The sequence below is a fragment of the Pseudomonas sp. 10-1B genome (assembly GCF_000935045.1).
Lineage (GTDB): Bacteria > Pseudomonadota > Gammaproteobacteria > Pseudomonadales > Pseudomonadaceae > Aquipseudomonas.
The window spans coordinates 150723-173000 of the sequence record NZ_JYKS01000001.1 but is presented as its reverse complement, the minus strand read 5'-3'; the positions used below and the strand labels follow the sequence as shown (position 1 = coordinate 173000).

The following is a 22278-nucleotide window of genomic DNA, read 5'->3' as shown; positions in this document are numbered from 1 at the left end:
ATGTTCAAGACCATCGAACAGCACGTGCGCAAACAGGTAGCCCCCGCCGCCCTGCGCGCCGAGTTCCGCCAACACGAATTCGAGTCCATGCGCCCGTTCTGCCTGCTGGTGTTCTGCGTCAGCATCCTCATCTGGCTGGTCTTCGACCTGCTCGTCAGTTTCCTCGGCGGCCAGGGCTTCACCTGGCGCTCCTACCTGTTCATCGCCCTGCTCGGCTGCCTCACCGTGGTGCTGTACTTTACCCGCCGCAGCCAGCACTTCGATGTGCTCAACCTGCTGTTCGTCGCCACCATCACCCTGGGCCTGCGCCTGGTGATCGACGGCATTCCAGTCGCCCTGCGCCCGGTGTGGCTGATACTCGGGGTCTCCACCGTGCTGTACGCGGTGTCGGTGCTGCCGGTGCGGCAGTGGTCGTTCTTCTGCACCATGGTTATCACCTGGCTGGTGCTCAACCCGCTCTACCACACCCGCATCGCGCCCGATGAACTCGAAGGCACCATGCTGATCAGCTATGCGGTGTTCGTCAGCGGCCTGGTCACCTACAGCTACCTGCAGATGCGCCAGGCCAAGCTGCACAATTTCTACCTATCCAAGGTGCTGCTGGAGCAGGCCTACGTCGACGCCCTGACCGAAATCCCCAACCGCCGTTCGTTCATGGCCAAGGCCGACCACCAACTGCGTCTGGCCACGGCCGGGCAGTACCTGGCGATGGTCGACATCGACAACTTCAAACGGGTCAACGACCGCTTTGGCCATGACGTGGGCGATGAAGTGCTCAAGCGCGTGGCCCTGCATATCCAGGCGAGCATGGTCGGTTACGAAATTGCCCGGCTGGGTGGTGAGGAGTTCGCGATCTTTTTCCACGGGCTGGACCAGCAAGGCGCCGAGCAACGGGTGGCGGCACTGTGCCAACGGGTGCGCGACGATATTGGCGAGCACGCGGTGACCATCAGTATCGGCCTGGCCCGGGTGGACCCGGGGGACAGCCTGACTACCGCGCTGGTGCGCGCCGACCAGGCATTGTACGAGGCCAAGCACGGTGGCAAGGACCGCTTTGTGCTGTGGTCAAGCCAATTGGTAGATCAGGATTAGCAGGCCCGGCCTTTTCGCGGGCACAGGCGACACATCACCCCGCAGGCAAACGAATGCGGAACTGCGCGCCACCCAGCGCCGACTGCGCCACGGTCAAGGTCCCCCCCTGCCCCTCGATCGCCCGCCGGCTGATCGCCAAGCCCAGGCCAAACCCGCCGGTATTGCGGTCACGGCTACGGTCCAGTCGGTAGAACGGCTGGAAAATCCGCTCCCGCTCCTCCACCGGAATGCCAATCCCGTCATCCTCCACCGTCAACAGGCAAGCGCCGTCCTCTTCCAGGCGCAAGCGTAGCAACAGGCTTTCATCGCAATAGCGCATGGCATTGCGCACCAGGTTCTGCACCGCCCGTGCCGTCAGCCGCGGGTCCAGCACAAAACGCGGCAAATCACCCTCGGCCCGCACTTCCCACTGGATATCCCGGCCATCGAGCTCTTCGGCAAAGCCACCCAGCACACTGTCGACCAGCTCCAGCAACGACACCTCGACCCGCTCCCGGGCCTGGTCGGCGTTGTACAGCCGGCTGTAGGACAGCAGTTCCAGCACCAGTTCATCCAGTTCGCGCACATGCCCGACCAGCTCCAGCAGGCGTTTGCGGCTGGCCGGCGGCACTTCGTCGAACAGCAGCACCAGGCCGAAATCCAGCCGGGTCAGCGGCGTGCGCAACTCGTGGGACACTGCATTGAGCAGCTCGCGCTGCTGGTTGACGTGGCGTTCCAGGTCGCTGGCCATGGTGTCGAATACCCCGGCCAGCTCACCGATGTTGGAGTGCGGCGAGATGTGCGTACGCTCGGCCATCTGCCCCTGGCCCAGGCGCCGGGCCGTCTCCTTGAGGCGTTCCAGGTCGCGCCAGTGCGGCCATACCCACAGCAGCAGGCAACCGAGCATGGCCGCACCGATCAGCACGGTCACGCCCCACGACAGTACATTGATGTCCAGCGGGTCTGGCGGTGAGTGCAGACGCACCAGCCATTGCTTGTCCAGCGGTGCCAGCACCGTCTCGTAATAACCCCACTCGCCAATGCGCACCGCGTACAGGCCATGTTCCAGGCGCGCCTGCTCATCCGCACCCAGCTCGGCCTGGTCCATGCGCAGCAGTTGCACTTCGAGGGGGGCGAAGGCACTGGCCAGCTCTTGCTCCACCGCCGGCCACTGTTCGCGCGGGGCCTGGTGGAACTGGCGCACGATCAACGACTGCACACCCTTGGCCTGGTCCAGGTTGTAGGCCATGAAACGGTCCTGGAACAGGCCGACGATGGTGTCAGGGATGAACAGCAGCGCACCGGCATAGGCGACGATGATCACCAGGTACAGCCGCACCAGGATCTTGAGCATGGGCGGTCAGCACTCCCACTCGACACGGCTGAACAGGTAGCCCTTGCCCCAGACGGTCTTGATCTTGCGCGCTTCACCGGCATTATCGTCGAACTTGCGCCGCAGCTTGGAGATGGCCACGTCCACCGAGCGGTCGGTGCCGTTGAACTCGATGCCACGCAGCTGCTGCAGGATGCGGTCGCGGTTCAGCACTTCGCCGGCATTGCGTGCCAGTACCACCAGCAGGTTGTACTCGCCGCTGGACAGTTCCACTTCTTCGCCGCGCCAGCTGACCGTGCGCTCGGCCAGGTCGATGCGCAGGCCACCGATCAGGATCAGGTCATTGTCCAGGCGCGGCTCGTTGACGCTGCTGCGGCGCAGCAGGGTGCGCACGCGAGCCAGCAGCACACGCGGTTCGCAGGGTTTGGTCACATAGTCATCGGCGCCCATTTCCAGGCCCAGTACCTGATCATGGCTGTCGTCGCGGGCAGTCAGCATCAGGATCGGCAGGCTCTGCGACTCTTGGCGCAGCAGGCGGCACAGCTGCAGGCCATCGATACCCGGCAACATCAGATCGAGGATGACCAGGTCGGGCTTTTGCCGGCGGTACTCGTCCAGCACATGATCGCCACGGGCGATCACCTGGACGTGGAAGTCGTTGCGTTGCAGGTAGCTGGCGATCAACTCGGACAGGGCGCTGTCGTCTTCGACCAGGAGAATATTCGGCATAGGTGCTTGGGAATCTAGGTTGTGTTGGACCTTGCCGGCCTCTTCGCGGGCTTGCCCGCTCCCACAGGTACAGCACAGATTTCAGATACTGTGCGGTCCTTGTGGGAGCGGGCAAGCCCGCGAAGAGGCCGGCACAGGAATACTCAGGATATAGAACACTGCAACACCACAGGCTTGTTCTTCACATTTTTTCACACTCGCCCTACAGGTATTAACAGCCGCCCAGCAATGCCTGCCGTAGCATATACCCGGTCATCATCGGAAGATCCGCATGCCTACTACCCTCTCCCTTCGCCTGCGCCCAGTGGCGCTTCTGGCGTTTCTGAGCCTGTCCCTGGCCGGCTGCGGCGACAGCGCCGAGCAAGACGAACAGGCACCCACCCCGCAAGTACGGGTGGAAACCCTGCAACTGCAGCCCTTGGCCATCAGCAGCGAACTCAGTGGCCGCATCCTGGCCCCGCGTACCGCAGAAGTGCGCGCGCGGGTCGCCGGCGTGGTGCTCAAGCGGGTGTACCGTGAAGGCAGCGACGTCAAACAGGGCGATGTACTGTTCCTGATCGACCCGGCGCCGTTCAAGGCCGACCACGACAGCGCCCGCGCCACCCTGGCCAAGGCCGAAGCCACCCGGTACCAGGCGCGCCTGCAAGAGCAGCGCTACCGCGAGCTGGTCGCCGACAAGGCCGTCAGCCGCCAGGAATACGACAACGCCAAGGCCAGCTTCCTGCAGGCCGATGCCGCAGTTGCCGAAGCCAAGGCGGCCCTGGAGCGGGCCCGACTGAACCTCGGCTACGCCACCGTGACCGCACCGATTTCCGGCCGTATAGGCCGTGCCCAGGTCACCGAAGGCGCGCTGGTCGGGCAGAACGAGAGCACCCCGCTGGCGACCATCCAGCAGTTGGACCCGATCCATGCGGACGTCACCCAATCGACCCGCGAGCTCAACGCCCTGCGCCGCGCCCTGCGAGCCGGCGAGCTGCAGCAGGTGGGCGACGGCCAGGCCCGCGCCACGCTGATCCAGGACGATGACAGCGCCTACCCGCTGCCAGGCAAGCTGCTGTTCTCCGACATCAGCGTCGACCCCAGCACCAACCAGATCACCCTGCGCAGCGAGTTCCCCAACCCGGACCTCGACCTGCTGCCCGGCAGCTACGTACGTGTGCGCCTGGAACAGGCCGTGCAGCCCAAGGGCCTGAGCGTGCCGCAGCGGGCCATCCTGCGGGACAGCGCCGGCGTGCCCAAGGTGCTGGTGGTCGACCAGCAGGCTCGGGTCAGCGACCGCCAGGTAGTACTGGGCAGCGCCCAGGGCGACCGCTGGATCGTCAGCGAGGGCCTGGCCCCCGGCGAGCGGGTGGTGGTCGAGGGCCTGCAGCACGTCAAGGCCGGTGACCAGGTGCAGGTCGACAACGCCTCAGGGGCTCCGCCCATCGCACAGCACACTGGCCAGTGAGGGCCTGATCCATGCCGCAATTTTTCATCGACCGCCCGGTGTTCGCCTGGGTGGTCGCGCTGTTCATCCTGCTGGCCGGTGCCTTGGCCATCCCGCAACTGCCAGTGGCCCAGTACCCCAACGTGGCCCCACCGCAGGTGGAAATCTACGCCGTGTACCCGGGCGCCTCGGCGGCGACCATGGACGAAAGCGTGGTCAGCCTGATCGAGCAGGAGCTCAACGGTGCCGACAACCTGCTGTACTTCGAGTCGCAGAGCAGCCTGGGCAGCGCCACCATCACCGCTACCTTCGCCCCGGGCACCAACCCGGACCTGGCCCAGGTCGATGTGCAGAACCGCCTGAAGGTGGTCGAGTCGCGCCTGCCGCGCCCGGTCACCCAGCAAGGCCTGCAGGTGGAAAAGGTGTCCACCGGCTTCCTGCTGCTGGCCACCCTCACCTCCGCGGACGGCAAGCTCGACGAAACCGCCCTGGCGGACATCCTCGCGCGCAACGTGATGGACGAAATCCGCCGCCTCAAGGGCGTCGGTAAGGCCCAGCTGTACGGTTCGGAACGTGCCATGCGCATCTGGATCGACCCGCGCAAGCTGATCGGCTTCAACCTCACGCCCAACGACGTGGCCGAGGCCATCGCCGCGCAGAACGCCCAGGTCGCCCCTGGCAGCATCGGCGACCTGCCCAGCCGTAGCACCCAGGAAATCACCGCCAACGTGGTGGTCAAGGGCCAGTTGAGCACCCCTGAGGAGTTCGCCGCCATTGTCCTGCGCGCCAACCCGGATGGCTCCACGGTCACCATCGGTGATGTCGCCCGGGTCGAGATCGGCGCCCAGGAATACCAGTACGGCACCCGCCTGAGCGGCAAGCCGGCCACCGCCTTCAGCGTGCAGCTGTCGCCGGGTGCCAACGCCATGGAAACCGCCACCCTGGTGCGGGCGAAAATGCAGGAGCTGGCGCGCTACTTCCCGGAAGGCGTCAAGTACGACATACCCTACGACACCTCGCCGTTCGTCAAGGTGTCGATCGAACAGGTCATCAACACCCTGTTCGAAGCCATGCTGCTGGTGTTCGCGGTGATGTTCCTGTTCCTGCAGAACCTGCGCTACACGCTGATCCCGACCCTGGTGGTGCCAGTGGCGCTGATGGGCACCTTCGCCGTCATGTTGGCCATGGGCTTCTCGGTCAACGTGCTGACCCTGTTCGGCATGGTCCTGGCCATCGGCATCCTGGTCGACGATGCCATCGTGGTGGTGGAAAACGTCGAGCGGATCATGACCGAGGAAGGCCTGCCGCCCAAGGAGGCCACACGCAAGGCCATGGGCCAGATCAGCGGGGCGATCGTCGGCATCACCCTGGTGCTGGTGGCGGTGTTCCTGCCCATGGCCTTCATGCAAGGCTCGGTGGGGGTGATCTACCAGCAGTTCTCGCTGTCGATGGCGGTATCGATCCTGTTCTCGGCGTTTCTCGCCCTCAGCCTGACCCCGGCACTGTGCGCCACCCTGCTCAAACCGTTGGCCAAGGGCGAACATCACCACCGCAAAGGCTTCTTCGGCTGGTTCAACCGGCGCTTCGAGGACATGAGCAACGGCTACCAGCGCTGGGTAGTGCAGGCACTCAAGCGCAGCGGTCGCTACCTGCTGGTGTACGCGGTATTGCTGGCGGTACTGGGCTATGGCTTCAGCCAATTGCCCACGGCGTTCTTGCCCACCGAAGACCAGGGCTACACCATCACCGACATCCAGCTGCCGCCAGGCGCCAGCCGCATGCGTACCGAACAGGTGGCCGCGCAGATCGAGGCGCACAACGCCGAAGAACCAGGGGTAGGCAACACCACGTTGATCCTCGGCTTCAGTTTTTCCGGCAGCGGGCAGAACGCGGCGCTGGCCTTCACCACGCTCAAGGACTGGTCCGAACGCGGCGCCGACGACAGTGCCCAGTCGATCGCCGACCGCGCGACCCTGGCCTTCACCCAGCTCAAGGACGCCGTGGCCTACTCCGTGCTGCCACCGCCAATCGACGGTCTGGGCGAGTCGACCGGTTTCGAGTTCCGCCTGCAGGACCGCGGCGGCATGGGCCACACCGAGCTGATGGCCGCACGCGACGCGCTGCTGGCCAATGCCGGCAAGAGCAAGGTGCTGAACAACGTGCGCGAAGCCTCACTGGCGGAAAGCCCACAGGTGCAGCTGGAAATCGACCGCCGCCAGGCCAACGCCCTGGGTGTGTCGTTCGCCGATATCGGCACGGTGCTAGATGTGGCGGTGGGCTCCAGCTACGTCAACGACTTCCCCAACCAGGGCCGCATGCAGCGGGTGGTGGTGCAGGCCGAAGGCGACCAGCGCAGCCAGGTCGAAGACCTGCTGAAGATCCACGTGCGCAACAACAGCGGCAAGATGGTGCCACTGGGCGCATTCGTCCAGGCCAGGTGGGTCAGCGGCCCGGTGCAACTGACCCGCTACAACGGCTACCCGGCGGTGTCGATTTCTGGCGAGCCGGCGGCCGGCTACAGCTCGGGCGAGGCCATGGCCGAAATCGAACGCCTGGTGGCGCAGTTGCCAGCCGGCGCCGGCCTGGAATGGACCGGCCTGTCGCTGCAGGAACGCTTGTCCGGCAGCCAGGCGCCGATGCTGATGGCGCTGTCGTTGCTGGTGGTGTTCCTGTGCCTGGCGGCGCTGTACGAAAGCTGGTCGATCCCGACCGCAGTGCTGCTGGTGGTGCCGCTCGGGGTACTTGGTGCAGTGCTGGCCGTGACCCTGCGCGGCATGCCCAACGATGTGTTCTTCAAGGTCGGCCTGATCACCCTGATCGGCCTGTCGGCGAAGAACGCCATCCTGATCATCGAGTTCGCCAAGAGCCTGGTCGACCAGGGCGTCGATGCCGCCGATGCCGCGGTGCAGGCCGCGCGCCTGCGCCTGCGGCCGATCGTGATGACCTCGCTGGCGTTCATCCTTGGCGTGGTACCGCTGGCCATCGCCAGCGGCGCCAGCTCGGCCAGCCAGCAGGCGATCGGCACCGGGGTGATCGGCGGCATGCTCAGCGCTACCCTGGCGGTGGTGTTCGTGCCGGTGTTCTTCGTGGTGGTGATGCGCATGTCCGGCCGCCGCCAGGTGCCTGATGCCAACACGGCCCCAGTGACCAGCGAAAGCTGAGTGGACAAGCCCAGCAGGAAATGGGAGGGTTCCCGGCAATGACTGCCCGGAACCCTTTTTCATGCCTGATGCATTGTCCTCCTGTTCCATCCTCATTCTTGCCGGTGGCCGCGGCCAGCGCATGGGCGGCCGCGACAAGGGCCTGGTCGACTGGCGAGGCGAACCGCTGGTTGCCCACATTCATCGTGTGGTACGGCCGTTGAGCGATGACCTGGTGATTTCCTGCAACCGTAACCAGGAGGCCTACCGGGCGTATGCCGACCAGTTGGTGGGCGATGCCGAGGCGGACTTCCCCGGGCCGCTGGCGGGGGTGATTGCCGGGCTGCGGGTGGCACGGCATGACTGGGTGGTGCTGCTGGCCTGCGATGCGCCGCTGGTTGACCGGGCCTTGATCGAAGGCCTGCTGCGGTTGGCGGTGGCGAGTGACAGCGCAGCGATGGTGCGCCAGGGCGGCTACTGGCAGCCGATGTTCAGCGTGCTGCCACGCCGGCTGTTGCCGCTGCTGGAGCAGGCTTGGGCAGAGGGTGAGCGGAGTTTGCAGAAGGCCTTGTTGCGCGAAGCGGTGCAAGGGCTGGAATGCACCGAGGGGGATCATCGGTTGAGCAATTTCAACAGCCCGGAGCTGCTGCAAGGCTGAGATTACCTGCTATCTGCACCGGCCTCTTCGCGGGCTTGCCCGCTCCCACAGGGTTTCCACTGTTTTCAAGGCCTGCGCAGTACCTGTGGGAGCGGGCAAGCCCGCGAAGAGGCCGGCACTGCCCATGCATCAATTGGCAGAAAGCTCCTCGATACTGATCTCGCGCATCCTGAACTTCTGCACCTTGCCGGTCACCGTCATCGGGAACTCATCGACGAAGCGGAAGTACCTGGGCACCTTGAAGTGCGCGATCCGTGCCTTCGCCCACTCGCGCAGTTCCTCCTCGCTGGCCACATGCCCCGGATGCAGCCGCACCCAGGCGACGATCTCTTCGCCATACTTGCTGCACGGCACGCCAATCACCTGCACATCGGCCACCGCCGGGTGGGTGAAGAAGAATTCTTCCAGCTCACGCGGGTAGATGTTCTCGCCGCCTCGGATGATCATGTCCTTGCTGCGCCCGACAATACGCACATAGCCCTGCTCGTCCATCACCGCCAGGTCGCCAGTGTGCATCCAGCCATCTTCATCAATGCTTTCGGCCGTGGCCTTGGGGTTGTTCCAGTAGCCCAGCATCACGCTGTAGCCGCGCGTGCACAGCTCGCCGATTTCGCCGCGCGGCACGCTGTTGCCGTCGGCATCGATCACCTTGTTCTCCAGCCGTGGCTGGGTGCGCCCGACGCTGGTCACGCGGCGTTCCAGGTCATCGGTGGCAGCGGTCTGCAGCGACACCGGGCTGGTCTCGGTCATACCGTAGGCAATCTGCACCTCGGCCATGTGCATCTCGCCGATCACCCGGCGCATCACCTCGATCGGGCAGGTAGCGCCGGCCATGATCCCGGTACGCAGGCTGGACAGGTCGAATTCGCCGCGCTGCGGGTGGTCCAGTTCGGCGATGAACATGGTCGGTACGCCATACAACGCAGTGGCCTTTTCCTCCGCCACCGCGCGCAGCGTGGCCAGCGGGTCGAAGGCATCGTTGGGGTAGATCAGGGTGCTGCCGTGGGTCATGCAGCCAAGGTTGGCCATGACCATGCCGAAACAATGATACAGCGGCACCGGCACCACCAGCCGGTCGTGCTCGGTCAAGCCGAGGCTTTCACCGACCATGTAGCCGTTGTTGAGGATGTTGCTGTGGCTGAGGGTGGCGCCCTTGGGGAAGCCGGTAGTGCCCGAGGTGTACTGGATGTTGATCGGCTCGTCGCAGCGCAGTTGCGCCTGGCGCTCGGCCAGGGCTTCATGGTTCACGGCCGCGGCACGGGCCTGCAGTTCCTGCCAGGCGAGGAAGCCCGGCGGTGGCGCGGCGGCCAGGCTGACCACGCCACGCAGCTCGGGGAAGCGCTCGCAGGTCAAGGCACCCGGCTGGCCGTTTGCTAGCCCCGGGACCAGGCCCAGCAACATGGCATGGTAATCGGAAGTCTTGAACGCGTCGGCGCAGATCACCCAGCGGCAGCCGGATTGGCCGAGGGCGTAGTCCAGCTCACTGGAGCGGTAGGCGGGGTTGATGTTGACCAGGATCGCGCCGACCTTGGCGCTGGCGAACTGGGTGATGCACCACTCGGCGCAATTGGGTGCCCAGATACCCAGACGGTCGCCGGGTTGCACGCCCAGCGCCATCAATGCACGGGCGTGCTGGTCGACGGCTTCGGCCAGTTGCCGCCAGGTGTAGCGCAGGGCCTGGTGGCAGACCACCAGGGCTTCGCGGTCCGGGAAGCGGGCGACGGTGGTGTCGAAGGCGTCGCCGATGCATTGACTGAGCAGGGCTTTGTCTGGGTTGCCCTGGGAATAGCTTGGCTGGGGCATGGGCGTTCTCTTGTTGTTCTTGTGTAGTTTGTACCGGCCTCTTCGCGGGCTCGCCCGCTCCCACAGGAATATCACAGCATTCGGAATCTGCGCTGTACCTGTGGGAGCGGGCGAGCCCGCGAAGAACCACACACCGATTTAACGGATGAACACCTGCGGCGTAGTGGTCGACATGTCACCACCCGGCAACTTGATGTTCTTCACTTTCTCCAGCGTATCCGGGTTGAACACCGCCAGGTCGTTGAAGGTGCCGCCCAGGTACAGCTTGTCGCCCTTCTTGTCGAAGGTCACGCAATAGTAAGTGTGGTCCAGATTCGCCGCCTTGATCAGCTTGCGCTGCTTGATGTCGTACTTGGCCAGGCGGTTGAGCACGCCGTAGATCTGGTTCGGGTCCTTGGGTGAGCGCAGGCCGGTGAAGTACAGCTCGGTCAGGTCGGCGAACTCCTGGGTATGGGTCTTGCCGGTCTGCAGGTCGACGCTCAGGTAGCCGTACAGCAACTCGGCCTCGTTCGGGTCCTGCTTTTCATCCTTGAACTTGGCGATGGTGTACAGCATCGAGAACTCGTGGCGCGGGTTCTGGTGCGGCCAGAAATACAGCACGTCCGGGGCGCTGTAGCCTTCGCGGTTCCAGTTGCGCAGCGGCAAGGCCACGGTGTACTTGCCAGTCTTCACGTCCATCTTGTAGATGTCCGGCCCGGCGACATACAGGCTGCCATCGTCCGCCGCGCGCATCAGGTACACCTGGCGCGGCATCGGGAAGGTGCGCACCGGCTTGGCCTGCAGGCCATCGGCAGTGTTGAACACCTCCAGCCGTGGTGGCTTGACCACGTAGTGGTCATTCAAGCGCTGGGTCGGGTTGACCGTGGCATACACTTCCTTGCCGTCCGGGCTGATGGCGAACGAATACATCGACTTGCCGACTTCACCCGCCACGCTGGACAGGTTGGCGTGGAAGGTGTTGTTGCAGGTGTCCAGGTCGATGCCGTAGATGTCGCCGTAGTGGTTATTGAGCACATAGGCGGTGCGGTTGTCCGGCGCCATCATCGCGGTGCCGGGGCCGAACTTGTCGGGCATGACGCAGCTCTTGTAGACCGTGTCACTGGCCACGTCGACCACATGCAGGTTGTTCGGGTAGTTGGTCACGATCATGTATTCGTGACCAGCCTTCAGCGCCGGCCCAGTGTCGTCGGCCTGTACCAGCCCGGCGCAGGCCGTGGCGGCGATGGTGAGCGCGAGTTGCGCGCAGCGTCCAGCTTTCATGCGGTTTCCCCTTGTCATTCTTGTTGGGCCGGTCACTTGTCTTTCGGGAACACGGTGCCGAGGTTGCGCCAGTCGTCCGCGGAGTTGCTCGCCTGGGCGTTCCAGTCCTGGTAGGTGCTCATCATGTCCGGCACCTGGGCTGGCCACCAGCAAGGGTCGGAGCAGCCATACAGGTCGGCCTCCATCGGCTGGCACAGCGAACTGACGCCACCAAAAGCGTCCACTTCCCAGCCCGGGTCGGTGGTGGCGGTGCAGCCGGCCACCGCGCTCATGGCCATGACTTCTTCGACGCGGTCTTCGGCGGCGGCCTGCTCGAGGATGCGCGCCTTGTTGTTCAGGGGCTTCAAGTGCTTCATGTCAGTGCGCCTTCCGCGGGGTGATGTAGCGATCGATGAAGGCCGGGTTGGCGGCCATGATGCGGCTGTAGACTTCGATGCCGAAGTCGACCCAGTCGCGCATCAGTTCGCAATAGTGGTAGGTCGGGTGCTGCGGGTCGCCGTAGCGGGCGTAGCTTTCGTGGTAGCAGCCGCCGGAGCACAGGTTGCGGATGCGGCAGCTGTCGCAGCCGGTGTTGCTGCGGTCCAGGCGCTGCGACAGGAAGTCGTTGAGCTGCGCCTGCTTCACACCCTGGTGCACGTTGCCAAAGGTCGGCAGGCTGGAGCCGGTGAAGCGGTGGCACAGGTTCAACTCGCCCTCGTGGTCCACTGCCAGCATTTTCAGCCCGGCACCGCACGGCAGGGCCTTCTTGTGGCCTTCGTGGATGTCGGTGATCAGCTGGTGCAGGTTGGAGAAGCCGATGTTGCGGTGCTCCAGCGCCGCTTCCAGGTAACGCCGGCCCAGCGCCTTCATGTTGGCGAACACCTGCACCAGCTCGTCACCGGTGAGGTTGAAGTTGGCCATGTCGCCGGAGGTGACCGGGGCAAAGCCTACTTCGGCGAAGCCCAACTCGTTGAACAGGTGATCCCAGATGGTCTCGACGTCGGTGATGCCACGGGTCAGCGTCACCCGCGCGCCCACCGGGCGGCTGGTGTAGCGCGACAGCAGCAGGTCGGCCTTGCGCCGCACCACGTCATAGGTGCCCTGCCCGCCCACGGTGATGCGGTTGCGGTCGTGCACGGTCTTGGGGCCGTCGATGCTGATCGACAGGCCAAAGCGGTGGGCATTGAGCCAGTCGATGATCTCTTCGGTGAGCAGCGTGGCGTTGGTGGTCATGATGAATTCCACCTGCTTGCCCGCCTCGGCGAAACGCCGCTCGCAGTAGGCCACCATGTGCTCGATCAACGGCCGGTTGGACAGCGGCTCGCCACCGAAGAACACCACGCTGTAGCGCTGCTCGTCGGGCGACTCCTTGAGCAGCATCTCCACCGAGGCTTCGGCGGTGGCGGTGTTCATCTTCTTGCCCGCTGACGGCTTGTCCAGGTCTTCCTTGTAGCAATAGGTGCAACTGAGGTTGCAGCCGGTGTTGACGTTGAGCACCACGGTGTTCAGCGCGGTGCGCTCGACCTGCTTGAGGGCGATTTCCGGGGTCAGTGGCGAGCCGTCACTGACCAGCTCCAGCGCGATCAGCTCGCGCAGGGTGTCCTGGATATCGCTGCCGGCGAACTGTTGGCCAAGGCGCTGCATCAGCTCCTCGGCCGAGCAGCCTTGCTGGCGCAGGGTGTCGATGATACCGCCGGTCACCGCGTCGGTGGTGAACAGCGAACTGCTGGGGATATGGAACAGCATGCGGTCGGCATCGACCTGCACTTCATGCAGGTTGCGTTCGACCAGGTTCAGTAGTGCGCCCATGGCGACCTCCCGATAATCGATCCGTTGGAGAACACATCGCAAGCTGCCGTTACGGCAGCGGCGGGTTGTTCCAGCGCTGTACGGTGACGATCATGTGCCCTTCGCCGGTCTGGCCGCCGTCGGCCAAGGTGGCGATGACCTTCAGGTTGCCGGCGTTGTTGGTCATCATCTTGCGCGCAGGGTTAGGGCCGGCACCGCCTGGCACGAACACGCCATCGGCCTGCATCTGCCCGGCGAACTTGACGTCGTCGTCCTCGACCGCACGCTCGTTGAACGGCTCGACCTTCCAGCTGGCCGGCAGGTAACCGATTCGCAGCGGCTGGCCATCGGCGTCCTTGCCCCAGGCTTCGGCTTCGAAGCGGCCCTGCACCTTCGGCACCGAAGCGCCGTTCTCACCGATGCGGGCGATGGAGAACGCCGGCACTACCTTGACTTCCTCGACCTTGTCGTAGACCACCAGGCTTGCGCCCTTGAGCGTGCCCACCGCGACCTCGCGCTGGCCAGGCTTGGCATCGGCCGCGGCACGGGCCTTGACCCGCACCAGGGTCGGGGTCTGCTCCAGCACTTCGGTCACTTCCACCCCGGCGCCCAGGTCAGGCTTGCCGGACAGGCCGCTGCCGACCAGGGTGATCTCGCTTTCGCCAGCGGCCTTGATGAACGCTGGCTGCACCGCCAGCAGGCGAGCCTTGCCCTCCTTCACCGCGGTGAAGTCCAGGCCACGCTCATCGTGCTCGGCCTCGAACATGCGGCCTTGCATTTCGCCATCCAGCGCCGCGAACACCTGGCGCAGGTTGGCATCACCGACCTTGACGTTGCCGCGCCATTCATAGCCGTTGTAGAGGATCGCCGTGCCGCTGCCGTTGAACGGCGTGCCGTCGGCATAGCTGCCCTTGACCTCGACCTTGAAGGTATCGCCCTGCTCGGCCGTGACACTCATCAGCCCACGTACATCGCCCTTGGCCAGCATATGGCCGCTGAACGCCCACTGCCCCGGCAGCGTGTCGGCCTTGGGCTTGGCCTTCTGCCATTCGGCCCAGGCGGCGCTTTCCAGCGGGTAACGCTTGGCCAGCTCGGGCACCACTTGCTGCAGGGCGATCGGCAGCCAGTCGCGGTCACGCGCCTGGGCCTGGTATTCGAGGGACGGCCATTGGCCGAGGTGGAAGTTGACCAGATGTTCCCATTCCTTGGCCGGGCGCCGTTGCAAGGCGACGCGGGCACCGGAGTGGCAGCGGCCACAGGTCTCGCTAAGCTGGGTGTCGAAGTGCTCGACGGTATTGAGCCGGCGCTCCATGGCGTAGCGCACGCCATCGGTCTCGCTGGGCGCCAGGCCTTGCTTGTCGGCCAGGTACTTGACCAGGGTGCGACGGTCGTCATCACTGATCTGCAAGCCGTGCATCACCTGCATGCGGGCGATGCTCATCAGCCAGCCTTCCGGCGTTTTACGCTGGTGGCTGATGCGGCTGTAGGTATCGTTGCCTTCGGGGATATGGCACCCCATGCACTTGTTCTGCAACAGGCTCGGGCCCTGCTCGGCCGCCATGGCCTGGGTGCTCAGCAGCGCGGCGGCGACCAGCGCCAGTTTGCCCGCATGCCGCCGGAGTCGAGTCGTCTTCAAGGTCAGACCTCCACGGTTGTTGTTCTTATCGTTTTCGCACGCTTTGGTACAGCAGGTGTGCATGTGACGGTTGCGATACAGGAACTGTGCCAGGTGCTGTAAAAGCGTTTCCTTTCAACCTTTTAGCTGGTTTTCCGGGATTTACTGCCAACAAGGATGGTCAATTGCAGCGTGCCATTTCGCGACAGGGTGTTTCATCCTGAGACAGGGGCCTGCTGCGCAGGCCTTCGCGGGCTTGCCCGCTCCCACAGGTACAGCACAGGTATTCAAGACAGTGGTTAACCTGTGGGAGCAACTGTCTTGTATTGCCTGGACTGGCCTCATCGCCGGCAAGCCGGCTCCCACAGGTACTGCACAGGGCTTGAGGCCTATGCGGTCGAGGTGGGAGCTGGCTTGCCGGCGATTGGCCCTTGAAAGCCACTGTTTCACCACCGTCTCACAGCGTCTCAATGTGCAACAGCGCAACCCTGCAATCGCAACCCTGCATCAAGACAAAACTCAACCCACTCAATGCCTTGCGGCCATCTACCGACCTTGGCACGGCCATTGCGCCAGTGCCCGTCACATCCAATGACAAGAGGCACAGCCCCATGCTTTCCGAACTGCCCATCCTGCCCGCCACCCGCGCCTTTCTCGAACGCAAGCTGAAGATGCGCATCGGCGCCGACTGGCAGGACGCCGCCAGCGGTCGCACCCTCTCGTTCCGCAACCCGGCCACCGGCGAGGTTCTGGGGGAAGTGCCCGCCGCCGAGGCCGAAGATGTCGACCGTGCCGTACGCGCCGCACGTCAGGCCTTCGACGACTCGCCATGGAGCCGCCTGCGCCCACGTGAACGGCAGAACCTGCTGTGGCGCCTCGCCGACCTGATGGAGCGCGACGCCCGGCAGCTGGCGGAACTGGAATGCCTGAACAACGGCAAGAGCGCCGCCGTGGCCCAGGTGATGGACGTGCAACTGGCCATCGACTTCCTGCGCTACATGGCGGGATGGGCTACCAAGATCGAGGGTAGCACCGTCGAGGCCTCGATGCCGTTGATGCCCAATGACCAGTTCCATGGTTTCGTGCGCCGTGAGGCGGTCGGCGTGGTCGGCGCCATCGTCGCCTGGAACTTCCCGCTGCTGCTGGCCTGCTGGAAGCTTGGCCCAGCCCTGGCCACCGGCTGCACCGTGGTGCTCAAGCCCGCTGATGAAACCCCGCTGAGCGTGCTCAAGCTGGCAGAGTTGGTAGACGAAGCCGGCTACCCGGCGGGCGTGTTCAACGTGGTCACCGGTACCGGCCTGAATGCCGGCGCCGCGCTCAGCCGCCACCCTGGCGTGGACAAGCTGACCTTCACCGGCTCCACCGAGGTCGGCAAGCTGATCGGCAAGGCTGCCATGGACAACATGACCCGCGTTACCCTGGAGCTCGGCGGCAAGTCGCCGACCATCGTCATGCCCGACGCCAACCTGCAGGAAGCCGCCGCCGGCGCGGCCACCGCGATCTTCTTCAACCAGGGCCAGGTGTGCTGCGCAGGCTCGCGGTTGTATGTGCACCGCAAGCACTTCGACAACGTAGTGGCCGACATCGCCAGCATCGCCAACGGCATGAAGTTGGGCAGCGGGCTGGACCCGGCGGTGCAAATGGGCCCGCTGATCTCGGCCAAGCAACAGGACCGCGTCACCGGCTACATCGAACTGGGCCGCGAACTGGGCGCGACCATTGCCTGCGGTGGCGAAGGCTTCGGCCCGGGCTACTTCGTCAAGCCGACGGTGATCGTCGATGTCGACCAGCGCCACCGCCTGGTGCAGGAAGAAATCTTCGGCCCGGTGCTGGTGGCGATGCCGTTCGATGACATCGACGAAGTGATCGGCATGGCCAACGACAACCCCTATGGCCTCGGGGCGAGCATCTGGTCCAACGACCTGGCCGCCGTGCACCGCATGATCCCGCGCATCAAGTCGGGCTCGGTGTGGGTCAACTGCCACAGTGCGCTGGACCCGGCGCTGCCGTTTGGTGGCTACAAGATGTCTGGCGTCGGCCGCGAGATGGGTGCGGCTGCCATCGAGCACTACACCGAGCTCAAGTCGGTGTTGATCAAGCTCTGATCTTCAGCCTGGTCCGGCCCTTTCGCGGGCAAGCCCGCTCCTACATCAGGTATCGCATTCCTTTGTAGGAGCGGGCTTGCCCGCGAAGAGGCCAGCACAGGCAATCCAAAAACAACAAAAACATGGAGTACACCATGAGGCACACACTCGCCTGCACATTGGCCCTGCTGTTCGCTGCACCCGTCACCCAAGCCTACGAGCTGTACAACCAAAACGGCACCACCCTCAACGCCGACCTCGAAGCCCTGTTCGGCGTATTCCACAGCGACGAAAGCTTCGACCAGGCCGGCAACCGCCAGCCCGGCAGCACGGCCTGGCAAGAGGGCTACGTCAAATATGGCCTCAGCGCCAGCCAGGCCCTGGCTGATACCGGCACGCTCTATGGCGCCTTCAACCTGGTCAGCTCCGCCACCTGGGGCGACGGCGATGCCGCCGGCCTGACCCTGGGCGACGAGCGCCGCACCGCTGTCGAAGACCTGTACCTGGGCTGGCGCTCGGCCAATCTGTTCCCCGCCCTGGGCGAGGACGGCGTGGATATTTCCGGCGGGCGCCAGCTGGTAACCCTGGGTGACGGTTTTCTGATCCAGGGCGACCCGGTCAACCTGGGCAAGGTCGACCTGGGTGCCAACTTCGACCGCGGCGGCGCCTATTACCTGGCCGCGCGCAAGGCCTTCGACCGCACGGCGGTACTGCGCCTGGGTGGCAACCAAGGCTGGCGCGGCGACCTGATGTGGCTGAAGTCCGACAACCACTACCAGGCCGACACCTCGCTGGCGGTGGCCAACCTGGAACACGTCGCCGACGCCGGCACCGTGGGCGTAAGCTGGATTCGCGGCCTCGATGTGGACCAACGCTACGCACAGATCATGGGCCTGGAGCACCGCGACGGCATGGACACCGCCAGCCTGCGCGGGCGCGGCAACCTGGGTGTGAAAGACCTGGAACTGGCCGCCGAGTACGTGACCCAGGACAGGACCGGCGGGCGCGAGAACGCCTGGTACCTGGAGGGCAACTGGACCTTCTCCGAACTGCCCTGGTCACCCACCGCGACCTACCGCTACAGCCGCTTCTCGGAAAACTTCGACCCGCTGTTCTACGGCCTGAGCCGTGGCTACGGCACCTGGTTCCAGGGTGAAGTGGCGGCCAACTATGCCGGGCCGTTCAACAGCAACAGCCAGGTGCACCATGTGGGGCTGAAGGCCAAGCCACGGGACAACCTGACCGTCGGCGCGCTGTACTTCGACTTCGACACGCTGGACACCGACCAGGGCAACCTCGGCGGGCGCGAGCTGGACCTGTATGTGGAATGGATGGTCAACGACCACCTGCTGATCAGCCCGGTGCTGGGGTTCTACAAGCCGGAGCGCAGTGCGGCCAATGGTGGCACGCAGTTGGGTGGGCGGGATACCGGGACCTATATGCAGTTGATCGTAGGGACCTTCTTCTGATTTGAAATCCTGGGGCTGCTTTGCAGCCCATCGCGACGCAAGGCCGCTCCCACAAGGACAGCGCGCCCCTTCAGGCTTGTGCGATAAACTGTGGGAACAACTGTCTTGTATTGCCCGGACTGGCCTCATCGCCGGCAAGCCAGCTCCCACAGGTACTGCACAGGGCTTGAGGCCTATGCGGTCGAAGTGGGAGCGGCCTTGTGTCGCGAAAGGGCCGCAAAGCGGCCCCGGCAATCTCAAGCCAAACCCTGTTCTCGCAACCACCGCCTCACCATCATCTGCTGTTCTTTCGGCCGGCCCGACAACACTGCCTCAAGTGCTCGATCATCCTGCAACGCCCGCACCACAGGCGCCAGCTCCACCCCCTGCAAATGCCACACCCCCAACGGCTGGTCCGCCGTCACCACCACCTCGGCCTCATCCACCAGCCCATCACGCAGTACAGGCCGCCGCTCGACCCGTACCGCATGCCAATCCGCAGCCTGATGCAACGGCTGCGCATCCGGCCAGCCCTGGCGCCGATCCCAGAACGGCTGCCCCGCCCGGCTCTGCTCTTGGCCGTAGAAGTCCCGCCCAATCCGGGCAAAGCGCAAGAACAGCTGCTCAACCCGCTGCTGATGAAACCGCCGCGCCAGCCCCGCCCGCTCGGGCCTGCGCAGCAAGGTGTTGATCACCACCGGCGCCTGCAGCGCCGAAGACAGCGACTGGAAAATCCCATTGCCTGACAACGGGTCCACCGCCATCGCGGCATCGCCCACCCGTATCCAGTCCTGCCCGACACATTCACCGGCCAGAATCGCGGTACTGCTGCGCGCATGCACCTGTGCCGGCACCAGGGCCTGGGCATCGAACAGTTCGGCCACCAGCGCACTGCCGGCACGCCGCGCCGCGCAGTAGTCAGCCAAGCCGGCCTTGCCCGGCAACCCGGCGGCGTCCAGGGTAACCTGCCAGTAACAGCGGCCATCTTCCAGCCGCGCCATCCACGCCCAGCCATCCTCCAGGCTTTCCACCGCCGACGCTGGTGTGTCGGGGCTACCCTGCCAAACATTCAGCAGGCTGACCGTTTCCGGCCCGCGCAAACGGTCTGCGGCCAGCGGTGCCTGGCGGCCGCGGGCCTCGACGAGAAAATCAGCGACCAGTACCTGCCCATCGTCCAGACGAACACGATGACAGCCCTCGTGCACCACCTCACGCACGCGCCCCTCGACCATGCTCACGCCCGCACGCCGAAGATCGTCGCGCAGCACCCGGTCGAACCGTTGTCGGTCGAGCAGAAACTCCTGGTTCATCTGCAGGTGCTGGCCGTTCCAGTGCACTTGCCTGGTAGCCGGCATGGCCGCCTGGCTCAAGGCACCGCCAAGGCCTGCGTGACGCAAGCCTTCCAGCACCCGCTGGGATACCCCTTCGACCGCTGCGAACCGGCGCCACTCGGATACCACCGTGACCGCGTAGCCCAGGCGCCGCAAGCCAATGGCCGTGGCGGCACCCGCAGGGCCGGCGCCCAGCACCACGATGCATGGCTCAGACATGGCTGGCACCTCGTCGCTCAGGACCGGTGAACGCCGCATGGCGGCGCAACCAGTCATGCACCTGCAGGCGGTCCATGGCCGGTTGCTCATGCAGCAACGCGGCAATCCGGCCACTAAGGGCCGCGCAGCCCAGGCTCGCCCCCGCCCTGCCGCCCGCCCCCACATAACCGCCAAAGTCCGCCTGCCGAGTGCCAAGCCACGACCACTGGCCCGGTGCACAGCGGGCATCACCGGTGACACGGATCACCCCGGCATAGCTGGCCGGGTACACCGCCCCACCTTGTGCCGGGCTCGAAGCGCACAGCAGCACGCCTGCGGCCAGAGCCTCGGCGCAGGCCTGGTGCAAAACCGGGCGGTCCTGCTGCAGGCCAAGGCTGAGGTTGACCAGCGTCGCCCCCGCCTCCACCAGCCACAGCAGCGCGGCGGCCACCTGCAAGGCGCTGGTGCTGGCCTGGGCGCTGAATACCTGGGCCATCAACACCGGCACCGGCCCGGCCTCACGCTGCAAGCCGGTGAGTACCGCACTGCCGTGCCCTAGCTGGTCGGGCAGCATTTCACCTTCACGCAACTGGCCATCTTCCAGCCAGAAACGGCGTGAATCCAGCAAATCGCTGGCCTGCTCCGGCGAGCAGCCGCTGTCGATGATGCCAACGCGCAGCTCAGTGGCCATGCCTGATTACCTCCTGCGGCAGCACCTTCAATTGGCCATCGTGCAACTGCAGATGCAGGTCGGCATCGGCCAGGGTCGACACGCGGTGGCTGATCAAGATGCGCGTGCGGCCGGCGAACAGCTGGTCGATGGCCGCGATCACTTCGCGCTCGGTGGCTTCGTCGACTGCCGAAGTGGCTTCGTCCAGCACCAGAATCGCCGGGGCCTGCAGCACGGCACGGGCGATGGCGATGCGTTGCTTCTGGCCACCGGACAGCTGCTGGCCGCGCTCGCCCAACAGGCCGTCCAGCCCCAGCGGCAGGCTTTCGACCAGGCTGTCCAAGCGCGCCAGGCGTACCACTCGCTCCAGCTCTTCACGACTGGCCTCGGGCACACCATAAGCAAGGTTCTGCGCCAGGGTGCCACGGAATAGCACGATGTCCTGGCTGACCACCGCGATACGCCGGCGCAACGCCGCCAAGTCCAGCTCGCGCAGGTCGGTGCCGTCCAGCAAGATGCGCCCGGCGTCCGGGTCGTAAAAGCGCTGCAACAGGTCGATCAGGGTCGACTTACCCACCCCGGAGGCACCGCTGATGGCCACCTTGAGTCCACCCGGCACGCACACCTGCACGTTATTCAGTACCGCGCCCTGGCGCCCTTCATGAGCGAAGCTCAGCGCCTCCAGGCGCAATTCACCGGGGCCGCCGGGTATGGGTTGCGGGTTGGCCGCCTGGTGCACGGCCACCGCCTCCTGCTTCAGCTCCATCACCCGCCCCAGGCTCACTGCCATGCGTTGCACCGCCACGTACAGGCCAAGCAGGCTCTGCACCGGCCCGACGGCCATGCCCATGTAGGTAGAAAAGGCGATCAGCGCACCCAGCTGCCAGGTACCCTGGATCACCCACCAGCCGCCGACCAGGAACGCGCAGGCGCGGCACCACGAGGTAAGCGTGCCGGGGATGGCCTGGGTGAAGAATTCGGTTACCTGCACTTTCAGCAACTGGCGCATGTAGCCCTGGCCCAGCTGATCCAGGCGCCCCGCCTCGCGGCCCTGCTGACCAGTTGCCTGGATGAACTTCATCGCTGGCAGCGTCTCGACCAGGAACGACGACACATCCGCCGAACGTTCACGCAGGCTGCGCACTTCGCGCTCCACCTTGCGCCGCATCCAGCGCAGCCACAGCACTTCGATCGGTACCAGCAGCGCCAGCAACAGCGACAGCTGCCACGACAGCATCAGCATCAATGTCACTGCCCCCACCAGACCGATCACTGCCGACACGGCCGAGAACAACGAGTCCACGGCAAAGCGCTGGATCTCCGCCACATCGCCATCCAGCCGCGAAAGAATGTCGCCAGTGCGCCGTCGCCCGTAAAACGTCGGCGACAGCTGCTGCAGGTGACGGTAAAGGTCATCACGCAGGGCAAACAGGATACGCCCCGACAAACGCGTATGCAGGTAACGGTTCACCCCAGCCAGCACGGTGCCGAGCAAGCCGGCAACGATCATGATCGCCGCCATGTGCCAGAGGGTCTGGTAGTCCTTGGCCAGCAGCCCGTCGTCGATCAGCGTCTTGACCAGCCAGGGTTGCGCCAGGGCCAGCAGCGAGGCGCCCAGCGACAAGCCCAGCAACAGGCCGATGGCGCGCCGATGCGGGCGCACGAAACCATACAGCCAGGCTAATGCCTGGCGCATGAGTACAGGGTCGCTGGACTCCACCAGCCTTGCGAACAGGCCGCCCACG

At 65.1% G+C, this 22278-nt stretch carries 16 protein-coding genes; 6 read left to right on the top strand and 10 right to left on the bottom strand.

Features of this window, described 5'->3' with window-relative positions:
• On the top strand, positions 1 to 1092 hold the full coding sequence (locus TZ03_RS00730) for a sensor domain-containing diguanylate cyclase (RefSeq protein WP_051095061.1): 1092 nt from the start codon (positions 1 to 3) through the stop codon (positions 1090 to 1092).
• Between the two features lie 34 nt (positions 1093 to 1126).
• On the opposite strand, the gene TZ03_RS00725 is transcribed toward TZ03_RS00730, so the two are convergent.
• Together TZ03_RS00725 and TZ03_RS00720 are read right to left on the bottom strand one after the other, a co-directional pair.
• A complete protein-coding gene (locus TZ03_RS00725) occupies positions 1127 to 2425 on the bottom strand; it encodes an ATP-binding protein (protein ID WP_051095059.1) in 1299 nt (432 codons plus the stop codon).
• Positions 2426 to 2431: 6 nt separating this feature from the next.
• The gene (locus TZ03_RS00720; RefSeq protein ID WP_051095057.1) at positions 2432 to 3133 is read right to left on the bottom strand and encodes a response regulator transcription factor; all 702 of its coding nucleotides are present in this window, start codon (positions 3131 to 3133) and stop codon (positions 2432 to 2434) included.
• A gap of 271 nt (positions 3134 to 3404) precedes the next feature.
• On the opposite strand from TZ03_RS00720, the gene TZ03_RS00715 reads away from it, so the two are divergent.
• The 3 genes from TZ03_RS00715 to mobA all read left to right on the top strand — a co-directional run bounded on the left by TZ03_RS00715 (position 3405) and on the right by mobA (position 8357).
• Positions 3405 to 4580, top strand: a complete 1176-nt coding sequence (locus TZ03_RS00715) for an efflux RND transporter periplasmic adaptor subunit (RefSeq protein ID WP_051095055.1) — start codon at positions 3405 to 3407, stop codon at positions 4578 to 4580.
• Between the two features lie 11 nt (positions 4581 to 4591).
• The gene (locus tag TZ03_RS00710) at positions 4592 to 7720 is read left to right on the top strand and encodes an efflux RND transporter permease subunit (RefSeq protein ID WP_051095053.1); all 3129 of its coding nucleotides are present in this window, start codon (positions 4592 to 4594) and stop codon (positions 7718 to 7720) included.
• A 61-nt stretch (positions 7721 to 7781) separates the two neighbouring features.
• A complete protein-coding gene (gene mobA, locus TZ03_RS00705; RefSeq protein WP_051095051.1) occupies positions 7782 to 8357 on the top strand; it encodes a molybdenum cofactor guanylyltransferase MobA in 576 nt (191 codons plus the stop codon).
• A 129-nt stretch (positions 8358 to 8486) separates the two neighbouring features.
• Here the strand turns inward: mobA and TZ03_RS00700 are convergent, their stop codons facing one another.
• From TZ03_RS00700 to peaA, 5 genes are all read right to left on the bottom strand, one after another.
• Entirely contained in the window at positions 8487 to 10160 is a 1674-nt protein-coding gene (locus TZ03_RS00700) for a fatty acid CoA ligase family protein (RefSeq protein WP_051095049.1), read from the bottom strand.
• Between the two features lie 138 nt (positions 10161 to 10298).
• A complete protein-coding gene (gene peaD / locus TZ03_RS00695; protein WP_051095046.1) occupies positions 10299 to 11420 on the bottom strand; it encodes a quinohemoprotein amine dehydrogenase subunit beta in 1122 nt (373 codons plus the stop codon).
• 32 nt (positions 11421 to 11452) lie between these two features.
• Positions 11453 to 11776, bottom strand: coding sequence for a quinohemoprotein amine dehydrogenase subunit gamma (qhpC, locus tag TZ03_RS00690; protein ID WP_051095044.1), 324 nt, complete (start codon positions 11774 to 11776; stop codon positions 11453 to 11455).
• A 1-nt stretch (position 11777) separates the two neighbouring features.
• Positions 11778 to 13208, bottom strand: coding sequence for a quinohemoprotein amine dehydrogenase maturation protein (gene peaB / locus TZ03_RS00685; protein ID WP_051095036.1), 1431 nt, complete (start codon positions 13206 to 13208; stop codon positions 11778 to 11780).
• Positions 13209 to 13257: 49 nt separating this feature from the next.
• Entirely contained in the window at positions 13258 to 14823 is a 1566-nt protein-coding gene (gene peaA / locus TZ03_RS00680) for a quinohemoprotein amine dehydrogenase subunit alpha (RefSeq protein ID WP_051095393.1), read from the bottom strand.
• Positions 14824 to 15413: 590 nt separating this feature from the next.
• Here peaA and TZ03_RS00675 point away from each other — a divergent pair.
• Positions 15414 to 16907, top strand: coding sequence for an aldehyde dehydrogenase family protein (locus tag TZ03_RS00675; protein WP_051095033.1), 1494 nt, complete (start codon positions 15414 to 15416; stop codon positions 16905 to 16907).
• A gap of 134 nt (positions 16908 to 17041) precedes the next feature.
• Positions 17042 to 18355, top strand: coding sequence for a hypothetical protein (locus TZ03_RS00670; RefSeq protein WP_051095031.1), 1314 nt, complete (start codon positions 17042 to 17044; stop codon positions 18353 to 18355).
• A gap of 236 nt (positions 18356 to 18591) precedes the next feature.
• Here the strand turns inward: TZ03_RS00670 and TZ03_RS00665 are convergent, their stop codons facing one another.
• The 3 genes from TZ03_RS00665 to TZ03_RS00655 are packed head-to-tail and all read right to left on the bottom strand — an operon-like array spanning position 18592 to position 22277.
• Positions 18592 to 19884: an NAD(P)/FAD-dependent oxidoreductase gene (locus TZ03_RS00665; RefSeq protein WP_051095028.1), complete on the bottom strand. Its 1293-nt coding sequence runs from the start codon at positions 19882 to 19884 to the stop codon at positions 18592 to 18594.
• The gene (locus TZ03_RS00660) at positions 19877 to 20554 is read right to left on the bottom strand and encodes a peptidase S8 and S53 subtilisin kexin sedolisin (protein WP_051095026.1); all 678 of its coding nucleotides are present in this window, start codon (positions 20552 to 20554) and stop codon (positions 19877 to 19879) included. Before TZ03_RS00660 ends, TZ03_RS00665 begins: the two co-directional genes overlap by 8 nt.
• A complete protein-coding gene (locus TZ03_RS00655; protein ID WP_051095024.1) occupies positions 20544 to 22277 on the bottom strand; it encodes an ABC transporter ATP-binding protein in 1734 nt (577 codons plus the stop codon). Before TZ03_RS00655 ends, TZ03_RS00660 begins: the two co-directional genes overlap by 11 nt.
• Position 22278: the final 1 nt, after the last annotated feature.

Bases quoted from the DNA above. Each gene is read 5' to 3' on its own strand.
- TZ03_RS00730 (WP_051095061.1), top strand. From the start codon at position 1: ATGTTCAAGACCATCGAACAGCACGTGCGCAAACAGGTAGCCCCCGCC.
- TZ03_RS00725 (WP_051095059.1), bottom strand. From the start codon at position 2,425: ATGCTCAAGATCCTGGTGCGGCTGTACCTGGTGATCATCGTCGCCTAT.
- TZ03_RS00720 (WP_051095057.1), bottom strand. From the start codon at position 3,133: ATGCCGAATATTCTCCTGGTCGAAGACGACAGCGCCCTGTCCGAGTTG.
- TZ03_RS00715 (WP_051095055.1), top strand. From the start codon at position 3,405: ATGCCTACTACCCTCTCCCTTCGCCTGCGCCCAGTGGCGCTTCTGGCG.
- TZ03_RS00710 (WP_051095053.1), top strand. From the start codon at position 4,592: ATGCCGCAATTTTTCATCGACCGCCCGGTGTTCGCCTGGGTGGTCGCG.
- mobA (WP_051095051.1), top strand. From the start codon at position 7,782: ATGCCTGATGCATTGTCCTCCTGTTCCATCCTCATTCTTGCCGGTGGC.
- TZ03_RS00700 (WP_051095049.1), bottom strand. From the start codon at position 10,160: ATGCCCCAGCCAAGCTATTCCCAGGGCAACCCAGACAAAGCCCTGCTC.
- peaD (WP_051095046.1), bottom strand. From the start codon at position 11,420: ATGAAAGCTGGACGCTGCGCGCAACTCGCGCTCACCATCGCCGCCACG.
- qhpC (WP_051095044.1), bottom strand. From the start codon at position 11,776: ATGAAGCACTTGAAGCCCCTGAACAACAAGGCGCGCATCCTCGAGCAG.
- peaB (WP_051095036.1), bottom strand. From the start codon at position 13,208: ATGGGCGCACTACTGAACCTGGTCGAACGCAACCTGCATGAAGTGCAG.
- TZ03_RS00675 (WP_051095033.1), top strand. From the start codon at position 15,414: ATGCTTTCCGAACTGCCCATCCTGCCCGCCACCCGCGCCTTTCTCGAA.
- TZ03_RS00670 (WP_051095031.1), top strand. From the start codon at position 17,042: ATGAGGCACACACTCGCCTGCACATTGGCCCTGCTGTTCGCTGCACCC.
- TZ03_RS00665 (WP_051095028.1), bottom strand. From the start codon at position 19,884: ATGTCTGAGCCATGCATCGTGGTGCTGGGCGCCGGCCCTGCGGGTGCC.
- TZ03_RS00660 (WP_051095026.1), bottom strand. From the start codon at position 20,554: ATGGCCACTGAGCTGCGCGTTGGCATCATCGACAGCGGCTGCTCGCCG.